General features: G+C 71.4%; 14 protein-coding genes. 6 read left to right on the forward strand and 8 right to left on the reverse strand.

Going from position 1 to position 14,603, the window contains the following annotated elements; translation table 11 throughout:
• Positions 1–6: 6 nt before the first annotated feature.
• Positions 7–594 carry a CGNR zinc finger domain-containing protein gene (locus GA0070619_RS25325; protein ID WP_088950349.1) on the forward strand — a complete coding sequence of 196 codons (588 nt, stop codon included), beginning with the start codon at positions 7–9 and terminating at the stop codon, positions 592–594.
• 29 nt (positions 595–623) lie between these two features.
• Here the strand turns inward: GA0070619_RS25325 and GA0070619_RS25330 are convergent, their stop codons facing one another.
• Together GA0070619_RS25330 and GA0070619_RS25335 are read right to left on the reverse strand one after the other, a co-directional pair.
• Positions 624–1,430: a sugar phosphate isomerase/epimerase family protein gene (locus GA0070619_RS25330; protein ID WP_088950350.1), complete on the reverse strand. Its 807-nt coding sequence runs from the start codon at positions 1,428–1,430 to the stop codon at positions 624–626.
• Positions 1,431–1,505: 75 nt separating this feature from the next.
• Positions 1,506–2,450, reverse strand: a complete 945-nt coding sequence (locus tag GA0070619_RS25335) for a Ppx/GppA phosphatase family protein (RefSeq protein WP_088950351.1) — start codon at positions 2,448–2,450, stop codon at positions 1,506–1,508.
• A gap of 80 nt (positions 2,451–2,530) precedes the next feature.
• On the opposite strand from GA0070619_RS25335, the gene GA0070619_RS25340 reads away from it, so the two are divergent.
• A complete protein-coding gene (locus tag GA0070619_RS25340) occupies positions 2,531–3,328 on the forward strand; it encodes a hypothetical protein (RefSeq protein ID WP_088950352.1) in 798 nt (265 codons plus the stop codon).
• 237 nt (positions 3,329–3,565) lie between these two features.
• Here the strand turns inward: GA0070619_RS25340 and GA0070619_RS25345 are convergent, their stop codons facing one another.
• Positions 3,566–4,249: a response regulator transcription factor gene (locus GA0070619_RS25345; protein WP_030329696.1), complete on the reverse strand. Its 684-nt coding sequence runs from the start codon at positions 4,247–4,249 to the stop codon at positions 3,566–3,568.
• Between the two features lie 23 nt (positions 4,250–4,272).
• On the reverse strand, positions 4,273–5,556 hold the full coding sequence (locus GA0070619_RS25350) for a sensor histidine kinase (protein WP_088950353.1): 1,284 nt from the start codon (positions 5,554–5,556) through the stop codon (positions 4,273–4,275).
• Positions 5,557–5,760: 204 nt separating this feature from the next.
• On the opposite strand from GA0070619_RS25350, the gene phoU reads away from it, so the two are divergent.
• Complete coding sequence (gene phoU / locus GA0070619_RS25355) at positions 5,761–6,414, forward strand: phosphate signaling complex protein PhoU (protein ID WP_088952041.1); 654 nt, start codon at positions 5,761–5,763, stop codon at positions 6,412–6,414.
• A gap of 65 nt (positions 6,415–6,479) precedes the next feature.
• Here phoU and GA0070619_RS25360 read toward each other — a convergent pair whose 3' ends face one another.
• Positions 6,480–7,247 carry a phosphoglyceromutase gene (locus tag GA0070619_RS25360; protein WP_088952042.1) on the reverse strand — a complete coding sequence of 256 codons (768 nt, stop codon included), beginning with the start codon at positions 7,245–7,247 and terminating at the stop codon, positions 6,480–6,482.
• 152 nt (positions 7,248–7,399) lie between these two features.
• On the opposite strand from GA0070619_RS25360, the gene GA0070619_RS25365 reads away from it, so the two are divergent.
• Positions 7,400–8,686 (forward strand): MDR family MFS transporter, encoded by a 1,287-nt coding sequence (locus GA0070619_RS25365; protein ID WP_088950354.1) that lies wholly within the window; start codon positions 7,400–7,402, stop codon positions 8,684–8,686.
• Between the two features lie 98 nt (positions 8,687–8,784).
• Positions 8,785–10,080 carry an MFS transporter gene (locus tag GA0070619_RS25370; protein WP_088950355.1) on the forward strand — a complete coding sequence of 432 codons (1,296 nt, stop codon included), beginning with the start codon at positions 8,785–8,787 and terminating at the stop codon, positions 10,078–10,080.
• A gap of 371 nt (positions 10,081–10,451) precedes the next feature.
• Here GA0070619_RS25370 and GA0070619_RS33970 read toward each other — a convergent pair whose 3' ends face one another.
• The 3 genes from GA0070619_RS33970 to mshA all read right to left on the reverse strand — a co-directional run bounded on the left by GA0070619_RS33970 (position 10,452) and on the right by mshA (position 13,616).
• Positions 10,452–11,318, reverse strand: a complete 867-nt coding sequence (locus GA0070619_RS33970; protein WP_412535425.1) for a hypothetical protein — start codon at positions 11,316–11,318, stop codon at positions 10,452–10,454.
• Between the two features lie 360 nt (positions 11,319–11,678).
• Complete coding sequence (locus tag GA0070619_RS25380) at positions 11,679–12,194, reverse strand: type III secretion system chaperone family protein (protein WP_088952043.1); 516 nt, start codon at positions 12,192–12,194, stop codon at positions 11,679–11,681.
• Positions 12,195–12,251: 57 nt separating this feature from the next.
• Positions 12,252–13,616, reverse strand: a complete 1,365-nt coding sequence (mshA, locus tag GA0070619_RS25385) for a D-inositol-3-phosphate glycosyltransferase (RefSeq protein ID WP_088950357.1) — start codon at positions 13,614–13,616, stop codon at positions 12,252–12,254.
• Positions 13,617–13,819: 203 nt separating this feature from the next.
• Between mshA and GA0070619_RS25390 the strand changes: the two genes are divergently transcribed.
• Positions 13,820–14,587, forward strand: a complete 768-nt coding sequence (locus tag GA0070619_RS25390; protein ID WP_088950358.1) for an SDR family oxidoreductase — start codon at positions 13,820–13,822, stop codon at positions 14,585–14,587.
• Positions 14,588–14,603: the final 16 nt, after the last annotated feature.

Genomic DNA, 14,603 nt, shown 5'->3' on the forward strand with positions numbered 1-14,603 from the left:
GGGGGCGTGAACTTCGACGCGTACGCCCGGACCGGTGTTGACCTGGTCAACGCCCGCCTGGACGACCTCGACGACCTGCGGGCCCTCTTCCCCGACGACAACGCCTGGATGCGCGACGAGGTCGCGGACCGGGACGTCGCGATCTTCCGACGGGCCCAGAAGCGGTTGCGCGACGTCTTCGAGTACGGCACCTCCGGGCGTGACGGCCAGGCGGTCACCGAGCTGAACGCGCTGCTGGAGGCGTTTCCGGTGCAGCCGCGCATCTCCGGGCACGACTCCAGCGACTGGCACATGCACGTCACCAGCCGGGGCGCCTCGGTCAGTGCCGAATACCTGGCCGGCGCGGTCTGGGGGCTGTCGGTCTGGCTCTGCGAGTACGGCAGCGCCCGGTTCGGGGTCTGCGCCGACGAGCGGTGCGGCAACGTCTACCTGGACACGTCGTCCAACTGCTGCCGGCGGTTCTGCTCGGAGCGGTGCGCCACCCGCTCGCACGTGGCGGCGCACCGGGCCCGCAAGCGGGCGGCAATCGGCGAGCAGGTGACGGTCGCCGCGCAGCCGACCGCCGGCGTCGACTCGCTCTCGCCGGTCAGCTGACACCGCCCCGCCCGGTTCGGGCGGACGGGTCAGACGTCGACAGGCGACGGCGCGGTCAGGTGCTGGCGGGCGAACTCCAGCGCGGCGCGCAGGTCGGCCTCGCGCACCGCGCGGCTCTTCGCGCCCCGGGTGGCGACCTCCACCGCCACCGACCCGGTGAAGCCGCGCCCGGCCAGCGAGGAGAGCAGCTCACCGCACGGCTGGGTGCCACGACCGGGCACCAGGTGCTCGTCGCGGCCCTCACCGGTGCCGTCGCCGAGGTGCACGTGCGCCAGGCCGGCGCCCATCCGGTCGGCCATCTCCAGCGGGTCGCTGTGCGAGGCCGCGCAGTGCGACAGATCCAGGGTGTACGACGGGTAGCCGGTGTCGGTGGGATCCCAACCCGGGACGTACGGGACGAACTGCCGACCTGCCATCCGCACCGGGTACATGTTCTCCACGGCGAAGCGCAGCCCGGGGAACCGGTCCCCGACGGTGGCCAACCCCTCGGTGAAGTTGCGCGCGTAGTCCCGCTGCCAGGTGAACGGCGGGTGCACCACGACGGTCGGCGCCTCCAGCGTCTCGGCCAGCTCGGCGGCCTTGCGCAACCGCTCCCACGGGTCCGGGCTCCACACCCGCTGGGTGACCAGCAGGCAGGGCGCGTGCACCGAGAGCACCGGCACGCCGTAGTGCTCCGAGAGGCCGCGCAGCGCGCCAACGTCCTGGCTGACCACGTCGGTCCAGACCATCACCTCGACGCCGTCGTAGCCGAGTGCCGCAGCCAGTTGGAACGCCGCCGCGGTCGGCTCGGGAAAGACCGACGAGCTGGACAGGAGCACGGGAACGCGGGAAGTCACATCAACCAGCGTAGCCCGGCAGCGCCCGGGACATCGTGACGAGCGCCGGCAAACCGACCGAAACCGGGAGCCCGCTCAGATCGGTTCGAGTTGATCCAGCCGACGGAGGATGACCCCCTCGCGCAGCGCCCACGGACAGATGTCCAGCGAGTCCAGATCCAGGCGGCGCATCACCGCCTCGGCGACCACCGCGCCGGCCAGCAACTGGTGGGCCCGACCCGCACTGACACCCTCCAGCTCCATGAGCTGCGCCGGTGGGATGTGCCGAATGAAACCGATGACCTGCCGCAACCCGGCGCGGGTCAGGCTGCGACGCACCCAGAGCCCCGAACCGGACGGTGCCGCCCCGGCCAGTCGGGCCAGGGTGCGGAACGTCTTCGAGGTGGCCACCGTCCGATCCCAGCCGACCTCGGTCATCTGGTCGACCACCTTGTCCAGCCGGCCGTCCACGTACTCGCGGAGCTTCTCGACGGCCTCCGCCGACGGCGGGGCCGCGCTGGCCGGGTCGACCCGCAGTCGCTCCCGGGTCAGCCGGCCGGCGCCGAGCGGCAGCGAGACCGCGGCGGCAGGGTCCTCGTCGATCCCGGCGGCGATCTCCAGGGAGCCACCGCCGATGTCCAGCACCAGCAGCCGACCGGCCGACCAGCCGAACCACCGCCGCACGGCCAGGAACGTCATCCGCGCCTCGTCCGCGCCGGAGAGCACCGCCAGCCGTACCCCCGTCTCGTCCCGGACCCGGGCGAGCACGTCGGCCGCGTTGGTGGCGTCGCGCACCGCGGACGTGGCGAACGCGATGAGGTCGTCGGCCTCCAGCCCGGCGGCCGCCGCCTTCGCCATGCCGACGGCCTTGACCAGCCCGTCGGCGCCCGCCTCGGTCAGCGCACCGTCGGGGCCGATCTGCTCGGCCAGCCGGAGCACCACCTTCTCGGAGTGCGCCGGCCACGGGTGCGCGCCGTGGTGCGCGTCAACCACGAGGAGGTGCACCGTGTTGGATCCAACGTCGAGGACACCCAGTCGCATGGTGAAGACCCTAGGCGCAACACGTTTGCGCGGCTCGCCGGCCTGCGGACGTCACCGCGCGTACGCTGGGCCGGGTGACGATGGAGCTCCGTGTGCTGGTGGACGACCCGGGCGATCCGCGCAGTCGCGAGGTGCCACTGGATTTTCCCCGGGAGTGGATCGAGTTCGCCGACCCGGCTGACGAGACGCACCTGATCCGGGCCGACCTGACCTGGCTGCTCTCCCGCTGGACCTGCATCTTCGGCAAGGGCTGCCACGGCATCATCGCCGGTCGGGCCTCCGACGGTTGCTGCTCGCACGGGGCGTTCTTCACCGACCCGGACGACGAGAAGCGGGTCCGCAACGCCGTCAAGCGGCTCACCCCGGAGACCTGGCAGCACTTCCGGCGCGGGTTCAAGAACTGGACCGACGAGGACACCATCGACGGCAAGAACCCGGCCCGCCGCACCGCCACGCAGGGCGCCGAGGGCCCGTGCGTGTTCCTCAACGACGCCGACTTCGCCGGCGGCGGTGGCTGCGCTCTGCACGGCCAGGCGTTGCGCGACGGCGTGCACCCGCTGGAATACAAGCCGGACGTCTGTTGGCAGTTGCCGATCCGCCGCGATCAGGACTGGGTCAAGCGCCCGGACAACTCCAAGGTGCTGGTCTCCACCCTGTCCGAGTTCGACCGGCGGGGCTGGGGAGCCGGCGGGCACGATCTGGACTGGTGGTGCACCTCCTCGACGGACGCGCACGTCGGCGCCGAGCCGATGTACCTGTCGTACGGGCCGGAGCTGACCGCGCTGATCGGCGCCGCCGCGTACGAGCGGCTGGCCGAGCTGTGCGCGGCCCGGACGAATCAGGGGATGGTCGCCCCGCACCCCGCCGACCAACTGTGACGCGGCCACGCGACGACGACCCTGCACGGCGAGACGCCACCGACTTCGGCGGCCTCGCGGACGAGATCATCAACCGCCACGCCGCGCTGCTCGCTCGCTTGGAGAGCGACGCCACGACGGCTGCGGACGAGGAGCCCGGGGCATCGGGTGGGACGCCTTTGGAGCTGACTCGTCTACGACATCGGCGGACAGCCTGAAGGGGCCCGCGCCGAGCGCAGGCCCCTTCAGGTACGCCGATCACGGCTCGAACTTGTAGCCCAGGCCCCGGACGGTGACGATGAAACGCGGCGCGGACGGCTCCGGCTCGATCTTGGAGCGCAAGCGCTTGACGTGCACGTCCAACGTCTTGGTGTCACCGACGTAGTCGGCCCCCCAGACCCGGTCGATGAGCTGGCCACGGGTCAGCACCCGGCCCGCGTTGCGCAGCAGCAGCTCCAGCAGCTCGAACTCCTTCAACGGCAGCTGCACAGCGCCGCCGTCGACGGTCACCACGTGCCGCTCGATGTCCATCCGCACCGGCCCGGCGGCCAGCGTCGGGGCACCCGCCTCGGCCACCTCCGGGCTCTGCCGGCGCAGCACCGCCCGGATCCGGGCGACCAGTTCCCGCGGCGAGTACGGCTTGGTGACGTAGTCGTCGGCGCCGATCTCCAGCCCGACCACCTTGTCGATCTCGCTGTCCCGGGCGGTGACCATGATGATCGGCACGGCCGAGCGCTGCCGCAGTTGCCGGCAGACCTCGGTCCCCGACATCTCGGGCAACATCAGGTCGAGCAGCACGATGTCGGCGCCGGTCCGGTCGAACTCGGTGAGGGCGTCGGTTCCGGTCGCGGCGACCGAAACCTCGAAACCCTCCTTACGGAGCATGTACGACAAGGCGTCGGAGAACGACTCCTCGTCCTCGACCACGAGAACGCGGCTCAACGGGGATTTCCTTTCCATTGCTGTCAGACCTGCCGTAGCCCAGTCGGACCGGACTCGATCCCAACCGGCGGCAGTGTCGCCAGGAGGTCGTCCGGTGGACTGGCAGGCAGCCGGAGGGTGAACGTCGATCCACCACCAAGAGTGCTCGACACCTCGACCCGTCCGCCATGGTTGCTCGCGATGTGTTTCACGATCGCCAGCCCGAGCCCGGTGCCACCGGTGGCACGCGAGCGGGCCTGGTCGGCCCGGTAGAACCGTTCGAAGATCCGGTCCACGTCGGTGGGCGCGATGCCGATGCCCTGGTCAGCGACGGCGATCTCGACGTGCTCGTCGTCGCCGCGCAGGGTGACCCGCACCGCGGTGTCCGCGCCGGAGTAGTTGATGGCGTTCTCCACAAGGTTTGCCACCGCCGTGGCGAGTTGCGAGTCGCTGCCGTACGCGGTGAGGCCCCGCTGACCGTCCACGGTCACCGCGACACCTCGGGCGGAGGCGGTGGTGCGGGTCCGATCGACGACCTCGGCGATCACCCAGTCCAGCGCGACCGGCTCCGGTGGCGGCTGCGGTTCGGCGCCCTGCAACCGGGTCAACTCCAACAACTCCTGCACCAGCCGGCCCAGCCGGGTCGACTCGTGCTGGATCCGTTCGGCGAACCGGCGGGCGGCCACCAGGTCCTCGGAGAGGTCGGGCGCCGCCGCGTCGGCCGGTTCGGTCGCGTCCAGCAGGGCCTCGGCCAGCAGTTGAAGCGCGCCGATCGGGGTCTTCAGCTCGTGGCTCACGTTGGCCACGAAGTCGCGTCGCACCCGGGTCAGCCGGTGCGACTCGGTCACGTCGACCGCCTCGACGGCGACGAAACCGTTGCCCAGACCCATCGCCCGCAGGTGCACGCCGAGCGGGTTCTCGCCCGCGCTGTCGCGACCTCGGGGCAGGTCAAGCTCGATCTCGCGCCGCACGCCGGTGCGTCGCACCTGGCCGGCAAGGGTACGGATCAGCGGGTGCGCGGCTATCGAGCCGGGGCTGCTGCCGGCACGGAGAAGCCCCATCGCGCGGGCGGCCGGGTTGATCAGCACGGGCTCGTCGTCGTTGTCGAGTACCACGACACCAGCCCGGAGCGAGTCGATCGTCCGGCGGCCGAGGCCGGTCTGCTGCTCGTCGGCTATCGCGGGCCTCCCCCTGCTCCAGCGGGAGCTCGCGCCGCCCGTCGACGTGGAGCGGCCGTCCCGCGCAGGCAGGAACCGGGGCAGCAGGAAACCGGCGGCCAACCCGGCCACCAACGCCACGGCGACCACGACCGCCACTGCCCACTCCACCCGGCGATCGTAGGGTCATTGTTAACCTGGCTACCACACAGATCGGGACGAACCACCCTCACTTTCAGAACTGTTCACCCCCGCGTCTGGCGTCGTTCACCGTGGTTCATCCGGGGTCCGTCCGAGCGCCCTACCGTTGGCGTCGCACCTGCTCAACCCCCTGCGCCGGCACCCGTCGGCGGCGACCGACCACAGGACGTGATGATGCGCGACGAGTTCCGGGCCGACCTCCAGATCGTCAGCCAACTGCTGGTGGACATGGCGGAGGGCGTCCGCGCCGCCATGCGCCAGGCCACCCGGGCCCTGCTCACCGCCGACCGGCAGGCCGCCGAGACGGTCATCGAGCGGGACGCCGAGATCGACGACCTCTACCGGCACGTCGAGGAGCGGGTCTGTGACCTGCTCGCCCGACAGGCGCCGGTCGCCTCCGACCTCCGGGCGATGATCACCGCGCTGCACGTGGCCGCTGATCTCGAACGGATGGGCGACCTGGCCGAGCACGTGGCGAAGACCGCGCTGCGCCGGCACCCCTCCCCGGCCGTCCCGGCCGAGCTACGGACGGTCTTCACCGAGATGTCCGAGATCGCCGACCGGATGGCGGTGAAGATCGGCTCGGTGCTGGCGAAGCCCGACGTCGACCTCGCCAGCGAGCTGGACGGCGACGACGACGCCATGGACGAGCTGCACAAGAACCTGTTCGCGGTGCTGCTCGGCGACGACTGGCCGTACGGGGTGGAGACCGCGATCGACGCCACCCTGCTGGGTCGCTTCTACGAGCGCTTCGCCGACCACGCGGTCAACGCCGGCGAGCACGTGATCTACCTGATCACCGGGCAGAGCGCGCCCACCAGCAACTGACGTACGAGACGAGAAAGGGCCCCCGGTCATCGCTTGGCGCGTGACAGGGGGCCCTTTCCGACAGCTCAGCGGCCCTGGTTGGCCACCGCCGCGGCGGCTGCCTTCGCGGCGATCGGGTCGAGGTAGGTGCCGCCCAACGTGAGCGGGCGCAGCTGCGGGTCGAGGTCGTAGCGCAGCGGGATGCCCGTCGGGATGTTGAGCTTGGCGATCGCCTCGTCGGAGATCTGGTCGAGGTGCTTGACCAGGGCGCGCAGCGAGTTGCCGTGCGCGGCCACCAGCACCGTCCGGCCGGCCAGGATGTCCGGCACGATCGAGTCGTACCAGTAGGGCAGCATCCGGTCGACGACGTCCTTGAGGCACTCCGTACGCGGCATCAGCTCGGTCGGCAGCAGCGCGTAGCGGGGGTCACCCACCTGCGACCACTCGTCGTCGTCCGCGATCGGCGGCGGCGGCGTGTCGTACGACCGGCGCCAGAGCATGAACTGCTCCTCGCCGTACTCGTCGAGGGTCTGCTTCTTGTTCTTGCCCTGCAGGGCGCCGTAGTGCCGCTCGTTGAGCCGCCACGACCGGCGCACCGCGATCCAGTGCCGGTCGGCGGCGTTGAGCGCCAGCTCGGCGGTGCGGATCGCACGGCGCATGACGCTGGTGTGCACGACATCCGGCAGCAGGCTGTGCTCGCGCATCAGCTCACCGCCGCGCCTCGCCTCGCCCTCGCCCTTCTCGGTCAGGTCGACGTCCACCCAACCGGTGAAGAGGTTCTTGGCATTCCAGTCGCTCTCACCGTGTCGCAGCAGGACCAGCGTCCCGACGGTGGGCCCTTCGCTCGCAGTCATGCGGATCATCCTGCCTCAACCGCCGAGGGGACACGCGGGCAGCCGTCGTGACGACCACCACGTGAAAATCCGGGTGACCAGCGGCTCGGCCCGCCACTAGGGTTGTAAGGCGCGACAGTCATATCGGTCATTACTTGCAAGCGGGGCGCCATATGCGGACGATGCGGAGCTGGTTCCGGGACACCACCGGCGGCCTGCCCACCACCTTCTGGTACCTGTGGTCGGGCACCCTGATCAACCGGCTCGGCTCGTTCGTCCTCGTGTTCCTCGCCATCTACCTGACCCAGGAACGCGGCTTCTCGGCCTCGCAGGCCGGGTTGGTGATCGGCCTGTGGGGCGTCGGCGGCGCGTTCGGCACCACCGCCGGCGGCACTCTCGCGGACCGGTGGGGCCGGCGACCGACGTTGCTCACCGCACACGTGGGCGCCGCCGCGATGATGCTCGGCCTCGGCCTGGCCCGGGACCTCTGGGCGGTGGCGCTGGGCGCCCTGCTGCTCGGCATGTTCGCCGAGGCGGCCCGACCCGCGTTCGGCGCGATGATGATCGACGTGGTGCCGGCGAAGGACCGGCTGCGGGCGTTCTCGCTCAACTACTGGGCGATCAACCTGGGCTTCGCCTGCGCCGCCGTCCTCGCCGGTCTCGCCGCGCAGGCGGACTACCTGCTGTTGTTCGTGGTCGACGCGGCCACCATGCTGATCACCGCGCTGATCATTTTCAGCCGGGTGCCGGAGACCCGACAGGCCCGTTCGGTCACCGCCACCGCAACCACCACGGCTCCGCGCGGCGCCCTGCGCACGATCCTCACCGACCGGGTCTACCTCGGCTTCGTGGCACTCAACCTGTTCGCCGCGCTGGTCTTCCTCCAGCACATCTCGATGCTGCCGATCGCGATGGGCGACGACGGCCTGAGCCCGGCCACCTACGGCTCGGTGATCGCGCTGAACGGCATCCTGATCGTGGTCGGCCAGCTCTTCGTGCCCCGACTGATCCGGGGCCGGAGCCGCTCACACGTGCTCGCGCTGGCGTCCGTGGTGATGGGCGTCGGGTTCGGGCTGACCGCGTTCGCCGGCACCGCCTGGTTCTACGGGCTGACCGTGCTGATCTGGACGGTGGGCGAGATGCTGAACTCGCCGTCCAACTCCACTCTGATCGCTGAGCTCTCCCCCGCCGAGCTGCGCGGCCGCTACCAGGGCGTCTTCTCCCTCTCCTGGCAGATCGCCGGGGCCAGCGCGCCGATCCTGGGCGGCCTGGTGCGCGAGCACATCGGCAACGACGCGCTCTGGTACGGCTGCGCCGCGCTCGGCGTCGTGACCGCGGTGGCCCACCTCGTGTCGGGGCCGGCCCGGGAGCGGCGTGCCGCCGCGCTGCGCCGCTCCGGCGAGGCGCTGACACCGGTCACCGCCACCCGGGGGTCCCAGCCCGCCGAGGCTGCCGTCTGACGACACGCCCGAGGTTCGGGCTTCAACTGGCGCGAGGCGGCCCGGGTTTTCTACCGTGCAGGTGAAACGGTTAAGAAACTGAACTGTAGGGAGGCCGGTTGTACGCCGCGCGGCGCTGGTGGCACGACACCGCAGGCGGACTCCCCGCCACCTTCTGGTACCTCTGGGCCGGCCTGCTGATCAACCGGGCCGGCGCCTTCGCCATGCTGTTCCTCTCGCTGTACCTCACCGACGTACGCGGGGCGAGCGTCGGGCTGGCCGGCACTGTCGTCGGCGCGTACGGGGCCGGTGGAGCGGCCGGAGTGCTGCTCGGCGGGGTGCTCGCCGACCGGTGGGGTCGCCGGGCGACGCTGCTCGCCGCGCACCTGGCAACGGCCGCCCTGATGGTGGCGCTCGCCTTCAGCCGACCCCTTCTCCTGATCGCGGTGCTCGCCGCGCTCGTCGGCGTGGTCCACTCGATGCCCAGCCCGGCGTTCGTCGCGGCGATCGTCGACGTGGTGCCCGCCGAACGCCGCTCACGCGCCTTCAACCTCCAGTTCTGGGCGTTCAACCTGGGCATGGCTGTCGCCTCGTTGCTCGCCGGGGTGCTGGCCGAGGCGAGCTTCACCGCGCTGTTCCTGGTCGACGCCGGTGCCACTCTGACCGCCGCCGCCGTGATCGGCTGGAAGGTGCCGGAAACCCTGCGGCTGGCCAAGCCCACAGCCGACCGTCCGCCGGCCGCTCGTCCGGCCACCAGGTCCGTCCGGCCCCGCCGGCCAGGGCTGCACACCGCGCTGACCGACCGCACGTTCCTGGTCTTCGTCGGGCTCACCTTCGTGCTGGCCGTCCTCACCATGCAGACGTCGACGATCATGCCGTTGGCCATGCGGGCGGACGGCCTGGGCCCGTCGGCGTACGGGGTGGTGGTGGCACTCGGCGGCGCGCTGATCGTGATCGGGCAACTGTTCGTGCCCCGGCTGATCGACCGGCACCGCAAGGACGTCGTGCTGGCCGCCTCCACCGCACTGCTGGCGCTCGGCTTCGGGGTGCTCGCCGTCGCCGACGAACTGGCCGTCTACCTGGGTGCAGCGGTGGTCTGGACGATCGGCTCGATGCTCGCCGCCCCGCCCAACGCGCAGATCAACGCCGACCTGGCACCGCCGCAGTTGCGCGCGCGCTACCAGTCGGTCTTCTACCTGACGTTCCCGGCAGCCGCCTTCATCGCTCCCACCCTCGGCGGAGTGAGCCTTCAGCACCTCGGCGACCTGCACTGGCTGATCGTGGGTGGGGTGGGCCTGCTGGCCGCGCTCGGGCATCTGCTGGCCGGGCCACCGCGGGAACGACACGTCGCGGCGCTGCGTCAGGCCGCCCTGCCGGAATCGACAACAACCGCAGACCGCGTCCCAACGGCGTAATCGGCATTCCACGGCAAAGCGCCCACCACGACCGAAAGTCATGGTGGGCGCCCGCCGGTGGGGCCGGCGGCGGCGGGCAGACACTCACCCCCGTAAGCGTCGCCCGCTCACGCCGCCGGTCCAAACAGGTGGTAACCGTCCCCCAACGGTTGTCCACCCGTCCCCTCGCACCTCGCCTGGTGCGCGGATCTGATCGATCCGCCGCTCCCCCGAACGTTTCCAAGCGTGGTGCGGTGCAATAAAGCTAGTTCGCCCGGATTCTGGATTCAACCCAGATCGGCTGTCTCGCCCGTCACAACTGGCGAGTATCCGCTGTTCCGGCCTCGGTCATTGGCAACAGCCGCGTACCCGGCAGCCATTCCCGCAAACGCCTAACCGTCTTCCCGATCGGGTGACTCGGTCCGGAAGAAGTTGCTCTGCCGGCCGTCACGCATCTGTTCCTGATAAATCAGGTTCAGCTTGCGCAGGTCGAAAGTATAAAACCAGTCATCCCAGGTGATTTCCCGAATCCGGCTGCTTTCCCGGTATCCGGGGATGTTGAAGGTCAACACACCCGCTCGACCATCCCGCTCGGTGCCGGCGATGGTCGCCGGCTTTGCCCCGCGTTCCCGGGCCCAGCGCTGGATCACCTCGTGATTCGCGGTGATCAGGCTCCGCCCGGGCCGCTCCGGCCGATCCGTCAACGACGAGATCACCTGCGAGCTGCGGACCGACCGTCCGGTTCCCCGTCCGGTTCGGATCCCGCCGGCTGCCGCGCCGCCACCGGCCGGCGCGGTGCGCTTGGCAGGGGCCGCACGCTTTGCCGTGGTGCGCTTGGCGGGCGCCGCCCGCTTCGCCGTCGTGCGCTTCGCCGCTGCCGTACGCTTCGCCGCCGGCCGCGCCGGTGCCTTCTTCGCCGGCGCCTTGCGGGCTGGCGCCGTACGGGCCGTCGCCGTCCTGCGCGCGGCCGTCGACGTCGCCGCCGTCGTCTTCTTGGCGGCTGTCGTCTTCTTCGCCGCGGCTGTCGTCTTCTTCGCCGCCGTCGTCCGCTTGGCCGCCGTCGACTTGCGGGCGGCGGTCGTCTTCTTCGCCGCGGCCCGCTTCGCCGGTGCGCTCTTGTTCGCCGGCGCGGCCTTCGCCCGGCTCGGCGCCGCCCTGGCCGCCGACTTCTTGGTGGCGGCGGCACGACCCGCCGACGCCCTGGTGCCGGTGGCCCGACCCGACGGGCCGGTGCTGCTCCGACCCGCGCCGGCCCGCATCGAGCGCACCAACTGTTTCACCAGGTCGGGCTTACGCAGCGCGGAGATCCCGGAGACCCCGCGTTTGCGCAGTTGCCCTCGGATGTCGTCCACCCGCATCCGGGAGATCTCCGACTCGGAGACTCCCGGGGTACCCGGCGTCTGGTTGCCGGCCTGTCGCTTCGTCCTGGTCGCAGTCGCGCCGCGACCTGAGCTGTTCCGCTGAGCCATGGGATGCTCCGCTCCTTGGCACTCCGTCCTCGGCGCGCGGGGGTCCCTTGCCGCACCGCGCGGTGCGGCATACCCGTCAGGAGCAGTCCGAACCACCCTCATGTCGGAGGCGCGGAAGGCGCGGGCGCCGAGCGCGGTGCAGCTGTGTGGTCAGGCCGGGTCGGGACCGGAGCCGGAGGGCTCGAAGAGATGGGCGAACGCGGCCAGGTTGGCGGTCGACTCGCCGCGCTTGACCCGCCACTCGTACTCCCGCCGGATCGAACTGCCGAAGCCGATCTCCAGCATCGTGTCGAACGACTCGTCGGAGTAGGTGAGCACGGAACCGAGCAGCCGGTCCAACTCGTCGGCGTCCACGCCGGCCGGGTTGACCCGACCGGTCAGGTACACGTCGCCGACCGCGTCGGTGGAGAAGGAGACGCCGTACATGCGGGCGTTGCGCTGCAACAGCCAGGCCCACAGCTCCTCGCGGCGCTCGTCCGGCTGACGCATCACGAACGCCTCGATACGCAGCGCGTGCTCGCCGACGATCAGGTTGCAGATCGTCTTGAGCTTGTGGGTGCCCGGCAGGGTCACCGCGTACGAGCCGGGGCCGGTCGACTCCCAGGCCAGGTCACGCTCGGCACAGACCGACTCGATCAGGGTCGCAAGATCGCTCTTCGGGCTCACCGGACCCACTCTACGACCGACCCGGCCGACGCACCGGTTGGCGACCGGTGTACCCGGTCACCAGGAGCAGGACAGCGCCGGATCACCGGCCAGGTCCGCCGCGAGTCGGGCGCGGTGCCCGGCGATCGCCTCGCCGTACACCCCGAGCAGGCCGGTGACCGTGCGGTCCCAGGAGAACTGCCGGGCGTGCTGCTCGGCGCCGCGGGCCAGCACCGCCCGGAGTGCCCGGTCCGGCAGCAGGCGGCCCAGCGCACGGGCCCAGTCGACCGGGTCGTGGCCGTCGATCAGTACGCCGCTCACGTGATCCCGTACGGCGGTGACCAGTCCTCCGACGGCGGCGGCCAGCACCGGCGTACCGCAGGCCTGCGCCTCCAGGGCGACCAGCCCGAACGATTCGTTGTGTGACGGCACGGCGACCAGATCGGCGGCCCGGTACAACGCGGGCAGGTCGTCGCCGGTGAGCGGGGGCAGGAACCGCACGCCGTCGGTGACGCCGAGCGCGCCGGCCAGCTCGATCAGGGCGGTCGGCCGGTCCAGGCCGCTGCCGCTGGGCCCGCCGCAGATCACCACTGTCACCTGGTCGGCCAGTGCCGGGTCGCGCTCCCGCAGCGCGGCGATCGCGCGGATCAGCACGTCGGGGGCCTTGAGCGGTTGGATCCGACCGACGAAGGCAACGACGTACCCCTCGGCCGGCAGCCCCAGCCGGCGGCGAGCCTCGCGGGCAGCCGCGGACCGCTCGCCCGGCGCGGGCCGGAACCGGCCCAGGTCGACACCCGGCTGTACGACGGACACGCGGGCGGGGTCGGCGTCGTACCGATCGAGGAGGTCACTGGCCTCGACCCGGGTGTTGGCGACCAGCCGGTCCGCCTCGGCGACCACCTGCTCCTCGCCGATCACCCGAGCCTTCGGCTCTGGTCGGTCACCGGCAGCGAGCTGGGCGTTCTTGACCTTCGCGAGGGTGTGCGCGGTGTGCACCAGCGGCACACCCCACCGCTCCTTGGCCAGCCAGCCGACCTGGCCGGAAAGCCAGTAGTGGGAGTGGATCAGGTCGTAGTGCCCGGGCGGGCGCGACGCCTCGGCACGCAGCACCCCGGCGGTGAAGGCGCAGAGCTGGCCGGGCAGTTCCTCCTTGGTGAGGCCCTCCAGGGGCCCGGAGGTGATGTGCCGGACCTGCACGCCGGGCGCCATTTCGACAACCGGGGGGAGGTCGCCGGAGGTGGCCCGGGTGAAGATCTCCACCTCGACGTTGGCCTCGGCGAGCCGCCGGGCGACTTCGAGGATGTAGACGTTCATTCCGCCGGCGTCGCCCGTGCCGGGCTGGTGCAGGGGGGAGGTGTGTACCGACAGGGTGGCGATGCGGCGAGGCCGGGGCCACGGTTGGGCACCTCGCTGACGCCCGACACCGGTGTGCATTTCCGCCACATCCGCTCCTTTGCCACGGTTGATGCCGTCCGCACGACCGGCGCTTCTCGGTCAACCTGTACGCCGGATGTCATCTTCCCCATCGGGCTTCGGAAATTCCCGGCGCGGCCCCCACGGGTGACGGACCTCATCAACGGGACGCCGTCAACGGTTGCCCCCGCGCCCGGTCGGGGTGGGTCGTGCGGCCGGGGGACAATGTCGAAATGACCTCTGTCGCCATCGTCACCGGAGCATCCAGCGGGATCGGCGCGGCCACCGCCCGTCGGCTCGCCACCGAGGGTTTCCACGTGCTCGCCGCCGCCCGCCGCGCCGAACGCCTCGCCGACCTGGTCGCCGAGATCACCGCCGCCGGCGGGCAGGCCACAGCGGTGACCTGCGACATCACCTCGGACGAGTCGGTGGCCGCGCTGGCCGAGGCCGCCGCCCAGGCACCCGGGCCGGTCACCCTGCTGGTCAACAACGCCGGCGGGGCACGTGGACTGGACCCGGTGGAGTCCGGCTCGGTCGCCGACTGGCAGTGGATGTACGACGTCAACGTTCTCGGCACGCTGCGGGTCACCCAGGCGCTGCTGCCCGCGCTGGAGGCGTCCGGTTCCGGCACCATCGTGGTGGTCTCCTCCACCGCCGGCCTGACCGTCTACGAAGGTGGGGGCGGCTACACGGCGGCGAAGCACGCGCAGACCGCCATCGCCGGCACCCTCCGCCTGGAGCTGTGCGGCCGCCCGCTGCGGGTGATCGAGATCGACCCGGGCATGGTGAAGACCGACGAGTTCGGGCTGGTCCGCTTCGAGGGTGACGCGGAACGGGCGGCCGCCGTCTACGCCGGGGTGCCGGGGCCGCTGGTCGCCGAGGACGTCGCCGACTGCATCGCCTGGTGCGCCACCCGCCCGGAGCACGTCAACATCGACCGGCTGGTGGTCCGGCCACGGGCGCAGGCCGCCCAGCACAAGGTGCACCGAGTCAGCCAGTGAGGCGCGAGGAGTGAGC

The sequence above is a fragment of the Micromonospora zamorensis genome, from assembly GCF_900090275.1.
GTDB classification, from domain to species: Bacteria; Actinomycetota; Actinomycetes; order Mycobacteriales; family Micromonosporaceae; genus Micromonospora; species Micromonospora zamorensis.